The sequence below is a fragment of the Saccharothrix texasensis genome, from assembly GCF_003752005.1.
Lineage (GTDB): Bacteria > Actinomycetota > Actinomycetes > Mycobacteriales > Pseudonocardiaceae > Actinosynnema > Actinosynnema texasense.
The window spans coordinates 8412798-8431108 of sequence record NZ_RJKM01000001.1 but is presented as its reverse complement, the minus strand read 5'-3'; the positions used below and the strand labels follow the sequence as shown (position 1 = coordinate 8431108).

At 72.3% G+C, this 18311-nt stretch carries 10 protein-coding genes and 1 pseudogene; 4 read left to right on the top strand and 7 right to left on the bottom strand.

Features of this window, described 5'->3' with window-relative positions; genetic code table 11:
• Positions 1–46: 46 nt before the first annotated feature.
• The 7 genes and pseudogenes from EDD40_RS37820 to EDD40_RS37790 all read right to left on the bottom strand — a co-directional run bounded on the left by EDD40_RS37820 (position 47) and on the right by EDD40_RS37790 (position 10610).
• On the bottom strand, positions 47–901 hold the full coding sequence (locus EDD40_RS37820) for a TatD family hydrolase (RefSeq protein WP_123747130.1): 855 nt from the start codon (positions 899–901) through the stop codon (positions 47–49).
• Complete coding sequence (locus tag EDD40_RS37815) at positions 901–2229, bottom strand: EboA domain-containing protein (RefSeq protein WP_123747129.1); 1329 nt, start codon at positions 2227–2229, stop codon at positions 901–903. The genes EDD40_RS37820 and EDD40_RS37815 overlap by 1 nt, the downstream gene beginning before the upstream one ends.
• Entirely contained in the window at positions 2226–3005 is a 780-nt protein-coding gene (locus EDD40_RS37810) for an SCO3242 family prenyltransferase (protein ID WP_123747128.1), read from the bottom strand. Before EDD40_RS37810 ends, EDD40_RS37815 begins: the two co-directional genes overlap by 4 nt.
• Positions 3002–4147: an inositol-3-phosphate synthase gene (locus tag EDD40_RS37805; protein WP_123747127.1), complete on the bottom strand. Its 1146-nt coding sequence runs from the start codon at positions 4145–4147 to the stop codon at positions 3002–3004. Before EDD40_RS37805 ends, EDD40_RS37810 begins: the two co-directional genes overlap by 4 nt.
• Positions 4148–4582: 435 nt before the next feature.
• Positions 4583–5794: pseudogene (locus EDD40_RS44100) on the bottom strand (RICIN domain-containing protein); the annotation flags it as partial.
• A gap of 172 nt (positions 5795–5966) precedes the next feature.
• Positions 5967–7664 carry a ThuA domain-containing protein gene (locus tag EDD40_RS37795; RefSeq protein WP_123747125.1) on the bottom strand — a complete coding sequence of 566 codons (1698 nt, stop codon included), beginning with the start codon at positions 7662–7664 and terminating at the stop codon, positions 5967–5969.
• Between the two features lie 126 nt (positions 7665–7790).
• Positions 7791–10610, bottom strand: a complete 2820-nt coding sequence (locus EDD40_RS37790; RefSeq protein ID WP_123747124.1) for a PQQ-dependent sugar dehydrogenase — start codon at positions 10608–10610, stop codon at positions 7791–7793.
• A gap of 989 nt (positions 10611–11599) precedes the next feature.
• Here EDD40_RS37790 and EDD40_RS37785 point away from each other — a divergent pair.
• The 4 genes from EDD40_RS37785 to EDD40_RS37770 all read left to right on the top strand — a co-directional run bounded on the left by EDD40_RS37785 (position 11600) and on the right by EDD40_RS37770 (position 17911).
• Positions 11600–14458 carry a glycosyl hydrolase family 95 catalytic domain-containing protein gene (locus tag EDD40_RS37785; RefSeq protein ID WP_123747123.1) on the top strand — a complete coding sequence of 953 codons (2859 nt, stop codon included), beginning with the start codon at positions 11600–11602 and terminating at the stop codon, positions 14456–14458.
• Between the two features lie 151 nt (positions 14459–14609).
• Positions 14610–15503, top strand: a complete 894-nt coding sequence (locus EDD40_RS37780) for an amidohydrolase family protein (protein WP_123747122.1) — start codon at positions 14610–14612, stop codon at positions 15501–15503.
• On the top strand, positions 15500–16780 hold the full coding sequence (gene larA, locus EDD40_RS37775) for a nickel-dependent lactate racemase (protein ID WP_123747121.1): 1281 nt from the start codon (positions 15500–15502) through the stop codon (positions 16778–16780). The genes EDD40_RS37780 and larA overlap by 4 nt, the downstream gene beginning before the upstream one ends.
• 357 nt (positions 16781–17137) lie before the next feature.
• Complete coding sequence (locus EDD40_RS37770) at positions 17138–17911, top strand: FadR/GntR family transcriptional regulator (RefSeq protein ID WP_246038185.1); 774 nt, start codon at positions 17138–17140, stop codon at positions 17909–17911.
• The last annotated feature ends 400 nt before the right edge of the window (positions 17912–18311 follow it).

Sequence of the window (18311 nt, the reverse complement as noted above, 5' to 3'; positions counted from 1 at the left end):
CCGTCGGTCGGGCCGTCGGCCGGGTGGGCGGTCGCGCGGCGCGCGATCACCGCTCGCCCCTGACGACCGAGTTCCCGGTGGCGGTGTCGGTCGCGCCGGCGGTGGCCGGGTCGAGCAGGAGCCGGCCGCTCCGGCCGTAGAACCGAACCGGGTTGCGCCACAGCACGGTGTCGACCTCGGTCTCGTCGAACCCGGCTCCGAGCATCGCGAGACCGGTCGACCGGGTCTTCAGCGGGTCCGAGCGCCCCCAGTCGGCGGCGGAGTTCACCAGCACCCGGTCGGTGCCGTGCTCGGCGAGCAGCGCCACCATCCGCGCCTCGTCCATCTTGGTGTCCGGGTAGATGGAGAACCCCATCCAGCACCCCGAGTCCGCGACCAGGCGCACGGTCGTCTCGTTGAGGTGGTCGACCAGCACCCGTTCCGGCGGGATGCCCGACTCCCGCACCACGTCCAGGGTCCGCCGGGTGCCGGCCGGCATGTCCCGGTGCGGGGTGTGCACGAGCACCGGGAGTTCGTGCACGACGGCCCGTTCCAGTTGGCGGGCGAACGCGGCGTCCTCCTCGGGGGTCATCGAGTCGTACCCGACCTCCCCGACCGCGACGACCCCGTCCTTGACCAGGTAGCGCGGGAGGTGGTCGAGCACTTCGACGCACCGCGGGTCGTTGGCCTCCTCGGGGTTCAGCGCGATCGCGCAGTGGTGGGCGATGCCGAACTGCGCCGCGCGGAACCTCTCCCACCCGACCAGGCCGTCGAAGTAGTCGAGGAACGAGCCGACGTTCGTGCGCGGCTGCCCCAGCCAGAACGCCGGCTCCACCAGCGCTCGCACCCCGACCGCGTGCATGGCCTCGTAGTCGTCGGTGGTGCGCGAGGTCATGTGGACGTGGGGGTCGAAGATGCGCATCAGGCGGCCTCACCGAGCAGGTCGAGGGCATCGGCGGGCACCGGCCGGCCGGCCGCGCGGCGTTCGTCGGCGAACGCGGACACCATGCGCCGCAGCTCGTCGTCCGCCCGCCGGTCGAGGTCGCTCACCACGGTCAGCGGGATGCCCGTGAACAGGCACTTCAGCACGCCGTGCCGCCACGTGTGCTGGTCGAGGTGGCGGGCGGCGAACGCGCCCATGGCCGCCGCGACGAGCCCCGTCTCGTTGCAGCGCAGGGCGTCCTTCACCAGTTCCACACCCGTGTCCGGCACCCGGTCGCCGATCTGGGCGAGCCCCCTGAGCACCCCGAGGCGTTCGGCCGAGGTGCCCTGCCGGTAGAGCGTGGTGAGCCCTTCGGCCGGGTCGCCCGCGTGCTCGACGTAGGCGACGAGCAGCCGCGTCCGGGCCTCGCGCTCGCCGGAGGGCACCGCCCGCCCCACCACGGGGAAGAAGGTCCGGATCGAGGAGGGGTCGGCCCGCAGCGACTGCTCCGCCCCGGCCAGCCACTTCGCGGCGCGCAGCGCCTCGAACGCCCGCCCCGCCACCACCGGCGCGGCGTGGCTGTGCCGGGGCAGCTCCACGGCCGCGACGCCGGTGTAGCCGAGGTCGGTCAGCGCCCCGAGGGTGTCGGGCAGGTCCAGCTGCCCCTCCCCGAACTCGAGGTGCTCGTGCACGCCCTGCACCATGTCGTCCAGCTGCACGTTCATCAGCAGCCCGCCCGCCTGCTGGAGGCACGCCGCCGCGTCCTGCCACTCCACCGCCACGCAGTGCCCCACGTCCACGGTGATCCCCAGCAGGCCGGGGTCGCCGAGCTCCTCGCGCAGCCGCAGCGCCTGGTCCAGCCGCTCCACCACCATGCAGGGCTCGGGCTCCAGCGCGAGCGGCACCGCCGGTCCGCCCGCCAGCGCCGCCTCGACGCCGGACTTCAGGTGCTCCCAGCTGTCCGAGGACCCGACCCCCGACCAGAACGACACGCAGTCCGCGCCGAGGTCGGCCGCGATGCGCTTGGCGCGCACCAGGAAGTCGACCCGGACCTCCTGGTTCTCGCTGACCAGCGTCGGGTGGTGCTTGCGCCGCGGGTCGAGCAGGTACCGCGCCCCCGTCTCCACGACGACGCGCAGCCCCAGCGCCGAGAGGCGGGTCGCGAGCCGTTCGGTCCGCGCGCCGACGTCGGCGGCGTACGGGTCGAGGTGGTGGTGGTCGAGCGTGAGCGCGACCGCCGTGTAGCCGAGGTCCGCGATGATCGCGAGCGCGTCGTCCAAGCGGTGGTTGGCGAACCCGTTGGTGCCGTAGCCGAGGTCGAACGTCATGTCGGGCCCACCTTGCGGCTCAGCGCCCTGGCCAGGGGCAGGACCAGCGCTATCGCCGCGCCGTGCCGGGCGAGCGCGGACTGCAGCAGCACCAGGCCGTGGATGCCCGCCTTGGTCGCCGCGCGCACGCGTGCGGCGGACGGGTCGCCCACCACGGCCCACTGCGCGCGGCCGACGGAGACGGCGTAGGCCGCGGCCGCCGCGACGGCAGCCGGTCGGCCGCCGACGACCGAGGCGGCCGCGGCGGTGATCGCCGTCCCGCCGACGACCGCCTTGGCGACGGCCGGCGACGTGCCGTGCACCTCGCCGCGCGACAGCGCCGTCACGCCCAGCGTGTGCAGGGCCACCAGGGCGGCGGGCAGCGGCGCCCGGCCGCCCAGCAGCACGTCGAGCCCCCGGCACGCGGCCATCGCGAGCGGACCGGCCGGGGTGCTCTTCAACACCGCGTCGTAAGCCCACACGGCGACCGCGAGCGGCACCGCGTTGCGCCCGGCCGCCGCCGCGAGCCCGATGCCGGCGGCGGTCAGGCCGACGGCGGTGGCCAGGGCGGCGTCCGGGCTGATCCGCCCCGACGGGATGGGCCGCTCCGGCCGTTCCGCGGCGTCCAGGTCGCGGTCCGCCCAGTCGTTGAGCGCCATGCCCGCCCAGTGCAGCGCGGCCGACGCCGCCGGCAGCAGCAGTCGCCTGCCCCGGAGCGGGGCGGCGGACCCGACGAGGGTGTCGCCGAGCGCCGTCAACGCCGCGGGCGCCCGCACGAGTTCCGGGTACGACCTCATCCCAGGCCTCCCGCCCACTCGTGCAGCGCGCGGGTCTGCTCGGCGAAGCGGTGCTCGTCGCTGCCCAGCGGGTCCTTGAAGAAGAACGCCAACGCGCCCAGCGCGCCGCTCTCCCCCGCCGCGTGGGCCGCGGCGACCAGCCGGGCCAGGTCGAGCACCAGCGGCGCGGCCAGCGCCGAGTCCAGGCCGGTCCAGGTGAGCTGGAGGCTCATCCGCGCGCCCAGGAACCCCTCGAACGACACGTGGTCCCAGGCGGTCTTCGTCTCGCCGAGGTCCGGCACGTTGTCGATGTGCAGGGGCGCCGTCACGTCGCCGCCGAGCAGCGCCGCGAGGCCGTTCGCCTTGGACCGCAGCTTGCTGTCGGCGTGCGCCGGGTCCTCCAGCGTCGCGCCGTCACCGCCGCCGAGCAGGTTGGTGCCCGCCCACGACCGGACCGACAGCGCCCGAGCGGTGAACATCGGGGCGAGCACCGTGCGCAGCAGGGTCTCGCCGGTCTTGCCGTCCCGCCCGGCGTAGGGCAGCCCTTCCCGCCGGGCCAGCTCGTCCAACGCGGGCAGGGCGATCCCGGTCGAGGGCGTGAACTCGACGAACGGGCAGCCGGCGGTGAGCGCGGCGTAGGCGAACAGCGAGCTCGGTGGCAGCACGCGCCGGTCGGGATCGGCCATCGCCCGTTCCAGCGCGGCCAGGTCGGCGTGCTCCGGCAACGACGGCACGGGAGCTTCCGTCGAGGACACGTTGATCACGACGACCCGCGCGAGCCGCCGCCGTGCGCGGAACTCGGTGATGTCGGCGGCCAGCCGCCGCGCGACCTCGGCCTGGACGCCGTCGAAGTCCGCCGTCCGGATCTCGCCGTCGACCTCGCGCAGACCGGGCCTGACGCTCTCCAGCAGGTGGTGCGGCAGCACGCCTCCCTCGGCGAGCAGCTCGGCCCGCTTCTCCAGGGGTGTGTGCGCGATGTCGTGGCCGCCGACGACGAGGTCCGACCACCCGGGCAGCGTGACGCCGGCCAGCTCGGGGCGCTCGGTCACGCAGCCGGTCACCGGTGTCAGGCCCGCGCGCAAGGCCAGCAACCCGCTCACCGCGGTCGTCGCGACCGAGCCGCGCGCGCCGATCAGCCAGAGCCCGGTGGACTCATCCGCCATTGGTCATCCCTCCGAACTGGGTGCCGCGGTCGGCTCGGCCGGGTCGCTCCCGGGAGAACCGGGGAGCCCGGCGGCGCGCCTGCCCGCCGAACGGCCGCGCTCTCCGGGGAATTCGGTCCGCCGCTGTTCGGCGGATCACGGCCTGGAGCGAACCGTAGAAGCGCCGTCGGGCACCTGTCAATCAAAACCGTTGGCAGCACTGCGCATGTGCTTCATCCGGGAGGTAGCGGCGACCCATCCTTCTTCCACTGTGGACAGTCTGTGGCCACTTCCGGAGGAGGACCGCCGCGGTGCGGGAGCCCGTCCGGTCGGCCTCGTCGACACGTCGAGGCGCCTCGGCTCCGCCGCTGCGCTGCCGGCCGCTCTGGCCGGTTGGTCGCGCAGCGGGAAGCCGAGGCGCCCCGTCCGCCGTGCCGGTGGACCGGTCCGGGGTCAGAACTGGGAGATGAACTTCCAGGCCTCACCCTTGGTCCAGGTCCGGACGCCGTCCTCGCACGAGCAGCCGTCGACCGGACCGGGACCGTGGCCCCCGTCGAACGCGGCCCACTGCACCGGGTACCCGGCGCGGCACGAGTACGTCGTCGTGATGTGCGTGCGGCTGCCCGCGGCCGGTTCGCGCGGGCTCTGCGCGGCACAGCCGTTGTTCGCCACGAACCGGTCGCGCAACGACCGGCCCGCCGAGATGTTCAGCACGTTGTCCGAGATGCCGTGGATGCCGAAGTAGGCGACCGGCTGCGTGCCACCGGAGCACCCGCTCAGCTGGCCACCCGCGTAGACCACCACCGCGCGGAACACCGTCGGCCGCGAGCAGGCCAGCGAGTAGCTCATGCCGCCGCCGTAGCTGAACCCCATCGCGAAGCGCAGCTTCGGGTCGACGCAGAGGTCCGCCTCGATCCGCTTGACCATGTCGTCGACGAACACCACGTCCTCGCCGCCGGAGTTCGCCCACCCGTTGCCCAGGCCCTGCGGCGCCACCAGGATCGCGCTGTTGTTCGACTGCTCCTGCATCCCGTAGTACGACCACGCCGTCCCGCTCGTCCCACCGCCCGACACGTCGTTCATCGTGCCGCCGTTCCAGTGGAACCCGAAGATCAACCGGTACGGTCGGGTGTTGTCGTAGCCGTCGGGCACCCGCAGGACGAAGCTGCGGCTCTTGCCGCTGCTCTGGATCGTCTGCGCGCCGCTGCGCAGCGTCGGCGCCTTGCCGCAGCCGGAGCCGCCCGGGTCGCCGCCGCCCGACACCTTCGCCAACTGCCACTGCTGGTTGTTGCCGCCCGTGTCGCCGTACTGCACGACGTTCGCGCCGTCGGCCGTGGACGAGCCCTGGACCTCGACGGCCTTGTTGCTGTGCCGGGCGATCAACCGGACGTTGCCGCCGTCCGAGTCGGCCAGCCGGAACTGCTGGTTGGTGCCGCCGTGGTCGGTCCACTGCTGGATCGCGGCGCCGTCGGCGGTCGACGAGTTCGGCACGTCGAGCACCTTGCCCGAGTGCCGCGACTTGAGCCGGTAGTAACCGCCACCGGAGTCCAGGAACTGCCACTGCTGGTTGGCCCCGTCGTTGCGGGTCCACTGGGCGATGCGCCCGCCGTCGTTGGTGGCCAGGCCGTACACGTCCAACGCCTTGCCGCTGTTGCGGTTCACCAGCACGTACCACGCGCTGGTGTCGACCGTGGCGGCCGAGGCCGGCGTCGCGGCCACCGCGGTCACCGTGCCGGCCGCGAGGAGCACCGCCACGGCCGCGGCGGTCACCGGCCGGCGGCGTCGGGTCTGTGGGGAGGCGAGGGCCTCACCGCTGGCTGTCATCGAGCACTCCTTCGGTTCAAGGCAGGGTCCAGCGCTGGTTGGTGCCGCCGTGGCAGCTCCAGACGATCAACTGGGTGCCGTCCGCGGAGCTGCCGCCGTTGGCGTCCAGGCACTTGCCCGACTGCGGGTTCACCAGCGAGCCGTTGGCGCCGGTGGTCCAGTTCTGGCCACCGCTGCCGTTGCAGGTCCACAACCGGACCGCGGCGCCGTTGGCCGTGCCCGACACCTCCATGCACTTGTCCAGCGCGCGCAGCGTGGACCCGTTGACCGTCCAGCGCTGGTTGACGCCGCTGTTGCACGTCCACAGCTGCACCTTCGCGCCGTCGGCGGAACTGCCGCCGTTGACGTCCACGCACTTGCCGGAAGCGCCAGTGATCGGCCCGGTGCGCGTGACCACGCCACCCAGCTCCTTGATCCGGATGTTGCGGAACGACACGTCGTCGCCCGTGCCGTGGTTCTGGATGCCGATGTGCCCGGACGTCAGGGAACGGGCCGGGTCGGTGTTGGTGAAGTCGTTGACCCGCGTGCCGTTGAGGAACACCTGGAGGCGTTCGCCCTCGACCAGCAGCTCGAAGGTGTTCCACTCGCCGGGCGGGTTGAGCGCGGCGTCCCGGGCGGTCAGGTCGGCGCCCTTGAACCCGTAGACGGCGCCGGTGGTCCGGTCCGCGGTGTCGGTGGCGTCGATCTGCACCTCGTAGCCGTTGGCCATCGCCGAGTTCGGGTCGCTGCTCGCCGGGAAGCCGACGAAGACGCCGGAGTTGTCGTCGCCGGGCATCCGCCAGTCCAGCTTGAGCGAGTAGGAGCGGTACTCGCGCGCGCTGTTCCACAGCAGGCCTTGGCCGTCGAACGAGGTCAGCGTGTTGTCGCTGTTGGTGAAGCCGCCCGGGCCCGCCTGCGACCAGCCGGTCGTGGAGCCGTTGTACAGCGTGGTGTACCCGTTCTCGGGTCGGCAGTCGGCGTCGGCCCGGTTGGCCGTGTAGCGGATGCCGCCGAGCACCATGGCGCGGAACCCGGCCTCGGTGTAGCTCGACTGGGTGTGGCCGCTGCCGGTGTAGAACGAGCGACCGCCCTGGATGGTCTTGCACCAGGTGTGGGGGTGGTCGGCGCCCATCGAGCCGCCGCTGTAGCTCGACTCGTCCAGGGTCGCCAGGACCCGGGCCGTCGACCGGACGCTGCCGCGGAAGTTGTACCACTCGTCGGTCCGGGTCCACGCCGGCGCGAGGTGCGCGGTGGCCGGGTGCGCCCGGTTCTCCACCCGGACCGTCGCCTGCTGGATCGCCGGGTGCGAGGTGAAGTACGTGCCGACCAGCTCGCCGTAGAACGACCAGTCGTACTCGGTGTCGGACGCCGAGTGGATGCCGACGTACCCGCCGCCGCCCCGGACGTAGGACTCGAACGCGGTCTGCTGCGTCGCGTTGAGCACGTCCCCGGTGGTGTTGAGGAACACCACCGTCTCGTACTTGGCCAGGTTGGTGGTGGTGAACTGGCTGGAGTCCTCGGTGGCGGTCACCGTGAAGCTGTTGGCCGCGCCGAGGTCCCGGATCAGCTGGATGCCGGCCGGGATCGAGTCGTGGCGGAAGCCCGCGGTCTTGGAGAACACCAGCACGTCGTAGGGCGCGTCGGCCGCCACGGCCGGCGGAGCGGAGTTGAGCGCGGCCGCGGTCAGGGCGGCCGCGGCCACACCGATCACGCGCCGGGCGAGGGAAGATCTCATCTCTTTGCCTCCTGGGAGGAGGGCGACGTGGCGTCGCTCCGGTGGTGGGAACGACGCCACGTCGCGGTCCTTGCCAATTTCACCCGGGCGGCTTCCGCCCGGACGGGTTCGCCGGGTCGGCGTCGGTCAGGGCAGGGTCCAGCGCTGGTTGGTGCCGCCGTGGCAGCTCCAGATGATCAACTGGGTGCCGTCCGCGGAGCTGCCGCCGTTGGCGTCCAGGCACTTGCCCGACTGGGAGTGGACCAGCGAGCCGTTGGCGCCGGCGGCCCAGTTCTGGGCGCTGCCGCCGTTGCAGGTCCACAGCCGGACCAGGCTGCCGTCGGACGTGCCGGCGCTCTCCATGCACTTGTCCAGCGCGCGCAGGGTGGACCCGTTGACCGTCCAGCGCTGGTTCGTGCCGCTGTTGCACGTCCACAGCTGCACCTTCGTGCCGTCGGCGGAGCTGTTGCCGTTGACGTCCACGCACTTGCCCGAGACCCCGACGATCGGCCCGGTCCGGGTGCCGCCCGTCGTCGCGCCGAACGTGTAGGCGTCCACGTCGAACAAGGTGCCCGTGCCGCCCGCGAACGTCAGGTACAGCGTCACGGTCCCGCTCGGCACGTTGGACAGGGTGGTGGACACGTCGGTGAAGGTCTCCCACCCGCCGGTCACCGGCACGGTGACGGTGCCGAGCACCGTCCCGGTCGGCGAACCGGTCCGCACGGACAGCGTTCCGCCGGAGCCCGCGGACGACACCCGCGCGGTGAACTTCGTGGACGCGCCGAGCGCGTACGGCTCGAACGCGATCCAGTCGCCGTTCTGGATGTCGCCGACGGTCCGGCCGCCCTCGGCGGCCGCCTTGTCGTACAGCGCGGTGCCGGACTGCGTCGAGTAGTGCTCGGCCTGGCGGTGCCGCAGCTGCAGCACGTGCTGCGTGTGCGTGGTCACCGGCGGCTGGCCGTTCGCGCCGGAGTCGGTGTACTCGGCGTCGAACACCGCGAACAGGTTCGCCGCCGTGTCGTGCTCGCCGTCCACCGGGATCTGGAGCGTGCCCGAGCAGCCGGTCTGCGTGGTGATCGGGTGGCCGTGGCTGTCGTGGCCGAGCAGGTAGCTCAGCTTCACCCGGCCGCAGTCGATCGTGCCGTCCTCCGCGTCCGACGCCGTGATCGTGTACGGCACGGTGTCGCCGAAGCTGAACAGCGACCCGTTCGCGGGGGTGTCCAGCTTGACGACCGGCGCGGTGTTGCCCACCGAGATCGACACGTTGGCGGCGCCGGACCGGCCGCCTACGTCGGTCACCGTGAGCGTCACCGAGTACTGGCCGTTGGCCGTGTAGGTGTGGCTCGGGTTGGCGGCCGTGGACGTCGTGCCGTCGCCGAAGTTCCACGAGTAGGCCAGTGCGCCGCCCTCGGGGTCCGAGGAGCCGGCCGAGGAGAAGTTCACCGTCAGCGGCGCGCTGCCGGAGACGCGGTCGGCCGCGGCCCTCGCGGTCGGCGCCTTGTTCCCGGCCGGGTTGTACTCGATGCGGTAGAGCGCGGAGCTGGCGTCGCCGCTGCCCCAGCCGGTGCCGTAGTCCAGCACGTACAGGGCGCCGTCCGGACCGAAGGTCGCGTCCATGACCTGCGTGCCGCGCCACGGGAAGTCGCTGACCTGGCCGGCCGAGCCGTCGGCGTTGACGTCGATGGTCTTGATCCAGCGCCGGCCGAACTCGGTGGCGAAGACGTGCCCGTCCAGGGCGGCCGGGAACTTGATCGACGACGGGTTGGCCGCGTCGTAGCGGTACACCGGTGCCGCCATCGGGGACTCCGAGCCGCAGCCGAACGCGGCGAAGGAGCAGTTGTCGTACTTGATCCACGCCGAGCGCGCGGCCGGCAGCGTGCCCAGCCCGGTGTTGCGCGGCGAGTTGTTGACCGGCGCGGCGCAGTTGAACCGGCTGCCGGACGGCCCGGACGGGAACGTGAAGTCGACGTACGCCTCCGCCGTGGTGTTCGAGCCGACGCAGTACGGCCAGCCGAAGTTGCCCGCCGAGGTGATCCGGTTGAACTCCACCAGGCCGGCGGGGCCGCGCGTGCTGCTGCTCGTGCCCGCGTCCGGCCCGTACTCGCCGAGGTAGATCGCACCGGTCTGCTTGTCGACGTTGAAGCGGAACGGGTTGCGCAGGCCCATGGCGTAGATCTCGGGCCGGGTGTTGGCGGTGCCGACCGGGAACAGGTTGCCCGCCGGGATCGAGTACGACCCGTTGGCGTTCACCTTGATCCGCAGCACCTTGCCGCGCAGGTCGTTCGTGTTGCCGGCGCTGCGCTGCGCGTCGTAGACCGGGTTGCGGTTGGTCCGCTCGTCGATCGGGGCGTAGCCGCCGGAGTCGAACGGGTTGGAGTCGTCGCCGGTGGACAGGTACAGGTTGCCCGCCGCGTCGAAGTCGATGTCGCCGCCGACGTGGCAGCAGTTGCCCCGGTCGGTCCCGACCTCGAGCACGGTCACCTGGCTGGCCATGTTGAGCGTGTAGTCGGCGTTCAGGGTGAACCGGGCCAGCCGGTTGACCCCCTTCCACGCCGAGAAGTCCGACCCGGTGGCCGGCGCGTCCCCACTGGGGGTGGACAGCGGCGGCGCGTAGAACAGGTAGATGAACCGGTTCGTGGCGAAGCCCGGGTCCACCCCGATCCCCTGCAGGCCTTCTTCGTCGTGCGTGTAGACCGGCACCGTGCCGATCACGCTGGTGACACCCGCGGCCGTGGTGCGGCGCAGCGTCCCGTTGCGGGCGGTGTGCAGCACCGAGCGGTCCGGCAACACGGCGAGCGTCATCGGCTCGCCCACTTCGGCGACCCCTCGGGCCAGCTCGACCTGCTGGAAGTCGGCGGCGTTGACCGCGTGCGCGGAGGCCGGTGACGAAGAGCCGATCACCGTCGCCACCACACCGGCGGCCACGAGGAGAGCGGCGGTCATCGCCGCCCTGACTCGGTATCTCATGGCAGGCTCACACCCTTTGTTCTCAGCTGACAGGGGGCTTCGACGCGGACGGTGCGCGGGGGCGGCGACGCACCGGTGGAACGCGGTCGCGGGGTGGTCGTCGCCTGCACCGGCACGATCCCCTCGACCGTTCGCTCTTCCTGCCCGACTGGTGCCCGGACCTGCCCGGGAGCGCTCCCAGTCGAAGTCGGGAAGAATGGAGAGCGGGACGGTTCGGCGCGCGATCAGCCGGTCGACCGGCCGGCGCCGAATGGCCGCGGCGGACCGACTCCGCACGCGATCGCCAGGGCGGCGGGCACGACCGGGACAGTTCGCCGTTGAACCATGGGTACTCCGAACGAATCGGGTGGTGCGCGGTCCGAACCGATTCGAACCAAGGGGAGGCTAGGTGCTAATAATCGGCTAAAGCAACGACTTCGCCGATCGCCCGCCGGACATCCGCGCGACGCGATTCGCACCGTCCTCAATGGATGGTGCGACGAGAGGGGCGTGACCGGCCACCTGACCTCGTTCCGGCGGATGAGCCGATCGGGGCACGACACCCGGTCGACCCCACGGTGTTCCTCGCATCGAAAGAGCCCCCTCGTCATCGTTGACGGGTACGACCGGGCCACCCACCTCGAGCCGAACCGCGGGTCTCACCGGAGCCTTCCGCACCGTAACCACCGCCGACCCGGGGCGTCAACGTTCCGCGTTGCTAAAATTGTTAGCGCTAACCGTTTAGCTGACCGGACCTCGCCCGTGCTTTCCGATTACCGCAGCACGTTCCGGCGAATGCCGACGAACCCGGATCAACGGGCCCGTTAGCTCGTGTTATCGCTAACACCGATCGTTCGCCCGGCATTGACGGCGACGTTCGGCGGTGGCTACGTTGCCCGAGGGCTTCGGTTGAGCTGTGGACGTCGCGACCCGATCCGCCGGTCCACCAGCCACTGAGGACAGTCGCGTCCCGCTCCCGGTCCACCACCGTCCGCTTTGGAGGGTCCAGCATGTCGGATTTGCCCCGTAGGCGACTCATGAAGCTCGGCGCGGTGAGCGCCGGCGCCGTACTGGTGCCGGGCGGTTGGACGGCGGTGGCCCGGGCCGACTCGGCCGCACCGCCGGAGGTGCGCGCGGTCGACGACCTGGCGCTGTGGTACGACCGGCAGGCCGGCACGGAGTGGCTGCGCGCGTTGCCGATCGGCAACGGCCGCCTCGGGGCGATGGTCTTCGGCAACGTCGACACGGAGCGGTTGCAGCTCAACGAGGACACGGTGTGGGCCGGCGGTCCCCACGACTACACCAACACGCGGGGCGCGGCGGCCCTGGCGGAGATCAGGCGCCTGGTGTTCGCCAACCAGTGGTCGCAGGCGCAGTCCCTCATCGACCAGGCGATGCTGGGCAGCCCGGCCGCCCAGCTGGCCTACCAGACCGTGGGCGACCTCAGGCTCACCTTCCCCACCCCGAACGGGGTGTCCGGCTACCAGCGGTGGCTCGACCTGACCACCGCGACGACCGTCGTGACCTACGTGGCGAACAACGTGCGGTACCGGCGTGAGGTGATCGCCAGCGCCCCCGACCAGGTGATCGCGGTGCGCCTGACGGCCGAGACACCCGGGTCGGTCTCGTTCACCGCGTCGTTCAGCACCCCGCAGCGGGCGACGGCGTCGAGCCCGGACGGCACGACGATCGGGCTGGACGGCCGCTCCGGCGACCACCGGGGCATCACCGGCGCCGTCCGGTTCCTCGCGCTGGCCAAGGCGATCGCCTCGGGAGGGAGCACCAGCAGCTCCGGCGGCACGCTGCGGGTGACCAACGCCGACAGCGTCACCCTGCTGATCTCGATCGGCACCAGCTACGTCGACTACCGCAACGTGGGCGGCGACTACCAGGGCATCGCCCGCGGGCGCCTCAACGGCGCGCAGGGCACGGCGTACGACGTGCTGCGCAGCCGGCACGTGGCCGACTACCAGCAGTTGTTCGGGCGCGTCACCCTCGACGTCGGCCGGACCGCGGCGGCGGACCAGCCGACCGACGTCCGGATCTCCCAGCACAACTCCACGAGCGACCCGCAGTTCTCCGCCCTGCTCTTCCAGTACGGCCGGTACCTGATGATCTCGTCATCGCGGCCGGGCACCCAGCCCGCGAACCTCCAGGGGATCTGGAACGACCAGCTGACGCCGTCGTGGGACTCGAAGTACACCCTCAACGCCAACCTGCCGATGAACTACTGGCCGACCGACTCGACGAACCTCGCCGAGTGCTACGAGCCGGTGTTCCGGATGATCGCCGACCTGACCGTGACCGGCGCCCGCACCGCCCGCGCGCAGTACGGCGCCGGTGGTTGGGTCACCCACCACAACACCGACGGCTGGCGGGGCTCCTCGGTCGTGGACGGGGCCCTCTGGGGCATGTGGCAGACCGGCGGCGCGTGGCTCGCCACCATGATCTGGGACCACTACCAGTACACCGGCGACGTGGCGTTCCTGCGGACGTACTACCCCGCGATGAAGGGCGCCGCCCAGTTCTTCCTCGACACCCTGGTCGAGGAACCGACGTTGAAGTGGCTGGTCACGAACCCCTCGAACTCCCCGGAGCTGCCGCACCACCCGAACGCCAGCGTGGCCGCCGGCCCCACGATGGACATGCAGATCCTGCGCGACCTGTTCGAGGGCTGCGCCCGCGCCTCGGAGGTGCTGGGCGTGGACGACGACTTCCGGACGCGGGTGCGCGCGACGAGCCAACGACTCGCCCCGACGCGGGTCGGCTCGCGCGGCAACATCATGGAGTGGCTCTACGACTGGGTGGAGACCGAGCCGAACCACCGGCACGTCTCCCACCTGTACGGCCTGCACCCCAGCAACCAGATCACCAAGCGCGGCACGCCCCAGCTGTTCGAGGCCGCCCGCCGGACCCTGCAGCTGCGGGGCGACGACGGCACCGGCTGGTCGCTCGCCTGGAAGATCAACTACTGGGCGCGGATGGAGGAGGGCGGCCGGGCGCACGACCTGATCCGCTACCTGGTGACGCCGGCGAGGCTCGCGCCCAACATGTTCGACCTGCACCCGCCGTTCCAGATCGACGGCAACTTCGGCGCGACCTCGGGCATCGCGGAGATGCTGCTGCACAGCCACAACGGCGAGCTGCACCTGCTGCCCGCGCTGCCGTCCGCCTGGCCGGCCGGCAAGGTGGACGGCCTGCGCGGCCGGGGCGGTTACACGGTGGGCGCCACCTGGAGCGGCGGTTCGGCCAGGGAGCTCACCATCACCCCCGACCGCGACGGCGCGGTCAAGGTCCGCGGCCGGGTGTTCACCGGGACCTACGAGCTGCGGGACGTGACCAGCGGCGCCGTGGTCCAGCCGGAGCGGCCGGAAGCCGACCTGATCCGGTTCACCGGGCAGGCGCGGCACACCTACCGCGTGACCGCGCAGGGGCAGCCGGCGCTGGTCGTGCCCGGGGTGAACTACCACCTCGTGGCGCAGCACAGCTCGAAGCGGGCCGACGTCAACGGCGCCTCGACCGCCGCCGGCGCCGCGCTGGTCCAGTGGTCGGCCACCAGCGGCCTCAACCAGCAGTTCGACTTCCTGCCCTCCGGCGACCACTACCGCATCCGGGCCCGGCACAGCGGGCTGGTGCTCCAGGTCGCGGGCACCGCCACCGGCACCGACATCACCCAGCAGCGTGATGCGGGCACGTCGAACCAGCTGTGGCGGCTGGTCGACCACGGCGGCGGCGTGGTCAGCGTGGTCAACCAGCTGAGCGGCCTCGCGCTGGACGTGTGGTCCGCCTCGACGGCCGACGGCGCGCGCATCTCGCAGTGGACCCTCACCGGCAACCCGAACCAGCGCTTCCTGCTCCAGCGGGCCTGACGCCGCGGACCCACGTGCCACGGCCGTCATCGTTCCCGGTGGCGGCCGTGGCGCGGTCCGGTGACGTGGGACGTCTTGCTAGCCTTCGCCCCGCCCGGGCCCCGCCGGACCGCGATGCGGCCGAAGAACTGCCGACCGAGGTGGAGACGACATGACCCGGATCGACGCGCACCACCACGTCTGGCGGCTCCTGCCCGGCCCGCCGGACCGGACGGGACCGAGCCCGCGCGCCCACGACTGGCTGGACGGCGCGGACCTCGCCCCGATCCGCCGCGACTTCGCCCTGGACGACCTGTCGGCCGTCGCGGCGGTGGCGGAGGTCGACCGGACGATCCTGGTCCAGGTCGTCCCCGAGGTCGAGGAGACCGCCGACTTCCTGGCCCTGGCCGCCGACGAGGGCAAGGGCCTCGTGGCCGGTGTCGTCGGGTGGGTCGACCTCACCGACCCCGGCGTCGACGACGTGCTGGCCGCCCTGCGCGCGGGTCCCGGCGGCGAGCTGCTGGTCGGCGTGCGGCACCTGGTGCAGGGCGAGTCGGACCCCCGCTGGTTGACCCGGCCGGACGTCCGGCGCGGCCTGCGCGCGGTCGAGGCGGCGGGCCTGGCCTACGACCTGCTCACCCTCGTGCACCAGCTGCCGGCGGCGATCGAGACCGTGCGCGCGCTGCCCGGGGCGACGTTCGTGCTGGACCACCTGTCGAAACCCCCGATCGCCTCCGGCGAGCTCGAACCCTGGGCGTCGCACCTGCGCGAGCTCGCCGCCGAGCCGAACGTCACCTGTAAGTTGTCGGGCATGATCACCGAGGCCGACCCCGTCGGGTGGACCGTGGCCGACCTGCGCCCGTACGCCGACGTGGCGCTGGACGCGTTCGGCCCGTCGCGGGTGATGTTCGGCTCCGACTGGCCGGTCTGCCTGCTCGCGGGCTCCTACGAAGAGGCCGTGGCGGCGGCCGAGGGCCTGACCGCCGGGCTCTCCGCCGCCGAGCGCGACGAGGTCTTCGGCGGCACGGCCGCGCGCGTCTACCGACTGCCGGGGGAACGACTGTGAAGGTGCGCCTCGCCTACGGGGAGTCCGGGCTCGACATCGACCTCGACCCGGCGGCCACCACCGTGGTCCAGCCCGTGCACCACGACGCCGCCGCCGACCAGGTCGGCGTCCTGCGCGCGGCGCTGCGCTCCCCCGTCGCCGGGCCGCCGCTGCGCGACCGCGTGCGCCCCGGCCAGACGGTCGCGATCTCGGCGTGCGACGGCACCCGGCCGCAGCCGCGCCGGCTGATGATCCCCGCCATCCTCGCCGAGCTCGACGGGGTCGTGCGCCTCGAGGACGTGGTGATCCTGGTCGCGACCGGGACGCACCGCGGCAACGACGAGGACGAGCTGCGGCGGATGTTCGGCGACGAGGTGGTCGACTCCGTGCGGATCGTCAACCACGACGCGCGCGACCGCGACCGGTTGACGTGGGTCGGCACGCACGGCAACGGCGTGCCGGTGTGGCTGAACCGCGAGTGGGTCGACGCGGACGTCCGCATCACCACCGGTTTCGTGGAGCCGCACTTCTTCGCGGGCTTCTCCGGCGGCCCGAAGCTGGTCGCGCCGGGGCTCGCCGCGCTGGAGACCGTGCTGGTCCTGCACGACGCGGCCCGCATCGGCGACCCGCGCGCCACGTGGGGCATCACCCGCGGCAACCCGGTACACGACGACGTCCGGGCGATCGCCGCGGCCACCGGGGTCACCTTCGCGCTGGACGTGGTCCTGAACCGGGACAAGGACGTCGTCGCGGCGTTCGGCGGCGACCTGGCGCCGATGCACGCCGCCGCCACCGCCGTGGCGAAGCGGATGGCGATGCGGCCCGTGGACGCGCCGTTCGACGTGGTCGTCACCACGAACTCCGGCTTCCCGCTGGACCAGAACCTCTACCAGGCCGTCAAGGGCATGTCGGCGGCGCACCAGGTGGTGCGCCCCGGCGGGACGATCGTGTGCGCGGCGGAGTGCCGGGACGGCTTCCCCGACCACGGCTCCTACCGGCAGGTCCTCGCGTCCGCCCCGTCGCCCAAGGCGTTGTTCGAGGACATCAGCGCGCGCGTGGACACCGTCCCGGACCAGTGGCAGGTGCAGATCCAGGCCCGCATCCAGTCCACCAGCCGGGTGGTCATGCGCACCTCGTACCTGAGCGACGCCGACCTCGCCGCGGCCCACCTGGAGCAGACCGGGGACATCTCGGCCACCGTGGCCCGGGCCCTCGCCGACGCCGGTCCCGGCGCCCGCGTGTGCGTCCTGCCGGAAGGTCCCCAGACCATCCCCTACCTGGCGGGCGGGCCCCGGTGAGCAACGGAGTGCGGTCCACCCTTCACCTCAAGGAGTGAGTCCTATCCATCGCCGCGTGGGCCGGTGCGGCGGCGACGTCGCTCGCTACGCCTTGTGACCAGGCGTTACACGCGAAAACTAATCGGTTTCGACGGTGGCGGTGGTCTCGACACCATCACCGTCGAGACCAAAATGAGCATGCTTATCCAGTGACCGGTCGACCGGGCATCGTTCGCTCCGCGTACGATCACGCCTGCGACGTCGCGGCGCCATGCGGCGCGGCGCGCGCTCGGCGCTGGTCGTCCTACCCGGATGTAGTCTGGGCGGGCAGCGGTGAGCCGTCATACCCTTCAGGCGACCCGTCACTAAGGAGCGGCGTTGACGGATGGCGCACTAGTGCCGGACGGCCCCGCGGGGCAACCGGACACCACCCCGGCGCCCGGTCCGTACCGGCCGGGCTACGAGCTCGTCTCCGAGCAGATCCTCCAGCTGATCGCCGAGCTGGACCTGCGGCCGGGCGACCGGATGCCGACCGAGAACGAGCTGGCCGCGCGGATGGGGACCAGCCGGACGGTGGTGCGGGAAGCCGTCAAGATCCTCTCCGCGATCGGGCGGGTGCGGGCGCACAAGGGCCGCGGGCTGTACGTGGCCGACGACGAGGGCATGCTCGGCTCCTCCCGGTGGGGCGGGTTCTTCCTGCCGACCAACCTCGACCACGTCTACATGCTCTTCGAGTTCCGCCGCGTCCAGGAGACCGCCGCCAGCCGCCTGGCCGCGACCCACGCCACCCCGGCCGAGCTGCGCGCCATCGCCGCCGCCGCGGACACCTGCCGGCAGGGCCACCTGACCCACCAGCTGCCGCTGTTCGAGCGCGGTGACGACGACTTCCACCTCGCCGTCGCCGAGGCGTCGCACAACCAGTTCCTCGTGGCCGCCGTGCGCGAGGCCCGCCGCCTGCAGCACCAGTCGAGCACCATCGGCCTGCACGGGACCGTGGGCGGGCACGCGGCGGAAGCGGTCGAGGAGCACCTCGCGATCTACGAGGCGATCCGCGACGGCGACCCCGAAGCCGCCGCCACCGCCGCCGGTCTGCACATCGACAACACCCTGCAGGACTACCGCAGCGAGATCCAGCGCCGACTCTTCGGCTGAGAGGCCCTTCGTCCGCCACGGGAAGAGTGCCGTGGCGGTCTCGCGCGTCTGGACTCGTTCGGCGGATGTGTGCTACAAATCGCGGCGGATACACGAGTACATGTATGACATCCAGCACCCGGGCAACGACGCACCGAGGGAGCGCTCATGTCAGCTCGTCGTTGGACTCGATCATCGCCGTCGGCGAGTGTGGACGGGTTCGACTCCCCCGCTGAAACGCCCTGAGTCCCACGGCGGCCGGCACCTGGTGGTGTGCCGGCCGGACCGACTTCGAACCCGAGCCGGTGCGGCGCCGTGCGCCACGCCGGCCGGACCCTCGTGCGCCGGGCTCGACCAGCACGCGCACACCGCCCACCGGTCCCGGTGACAACCCACCGGACCGCCGCACCTGCCGCACACC

Coding starts and splice junctions, on each gene's coding strand:
- EDD40_RS37820 (WP_123747130.1), bottom strand. CDS start 901: ATGCGCATCTTCGACCCCCACGTCCACATGACCTCGCGCACCACCGAC.
- EDD40_RS37815 (WP_123747129.1), bottom strand. CDS start 2,229: ATGACGTTCGACCTCGGCTACGGCACCAACGGGTTCGCCAACCACCGC.
- EDD40_RS37810 (WP_123747128.1), bottom strand. CDS start 3,005: ATGAGGTCGTACCCGGAACTCGTGCGGGCGCCCGCGGCGTTGACGGCG.
- EDD40_RS37805 (WP_123747127.1), bottom strand. CDS start 4,147: ATGGCGGATGAGTCCACCGGGCTCTGGCTGATCGGCGCGCGCGGCTCG.
- EDD40_RS37795 (WP_123747125.1), bottom strand. CDS start 7,664: ATGAGATCTTCCCTCGCCCGGCGCGTGATCGGTGTGGCCGCGGCCGCC.
- EDD40_RS37790 (WP_123747124.1), bottom strand. CDS start 10,610: ATGAGATACCGAGTCAGGGCGGCGATGACCGCCGCTCTCCTCGTGGCC.
- EDD40_RS37785 (WP_123747123.1), top strand. CDS start 11,600: ATGTCGGATTTGCCCCGTAGGCGACTCATGAAGCTCGGCGCGGTGAGC.
- EDD40_RS37780 (WP_123747122.1), top strand. CDS start 14,610: ATGACCCGGATCGACGCGCACCACCACGTCTGGCGGCTCCTGCCCGGC.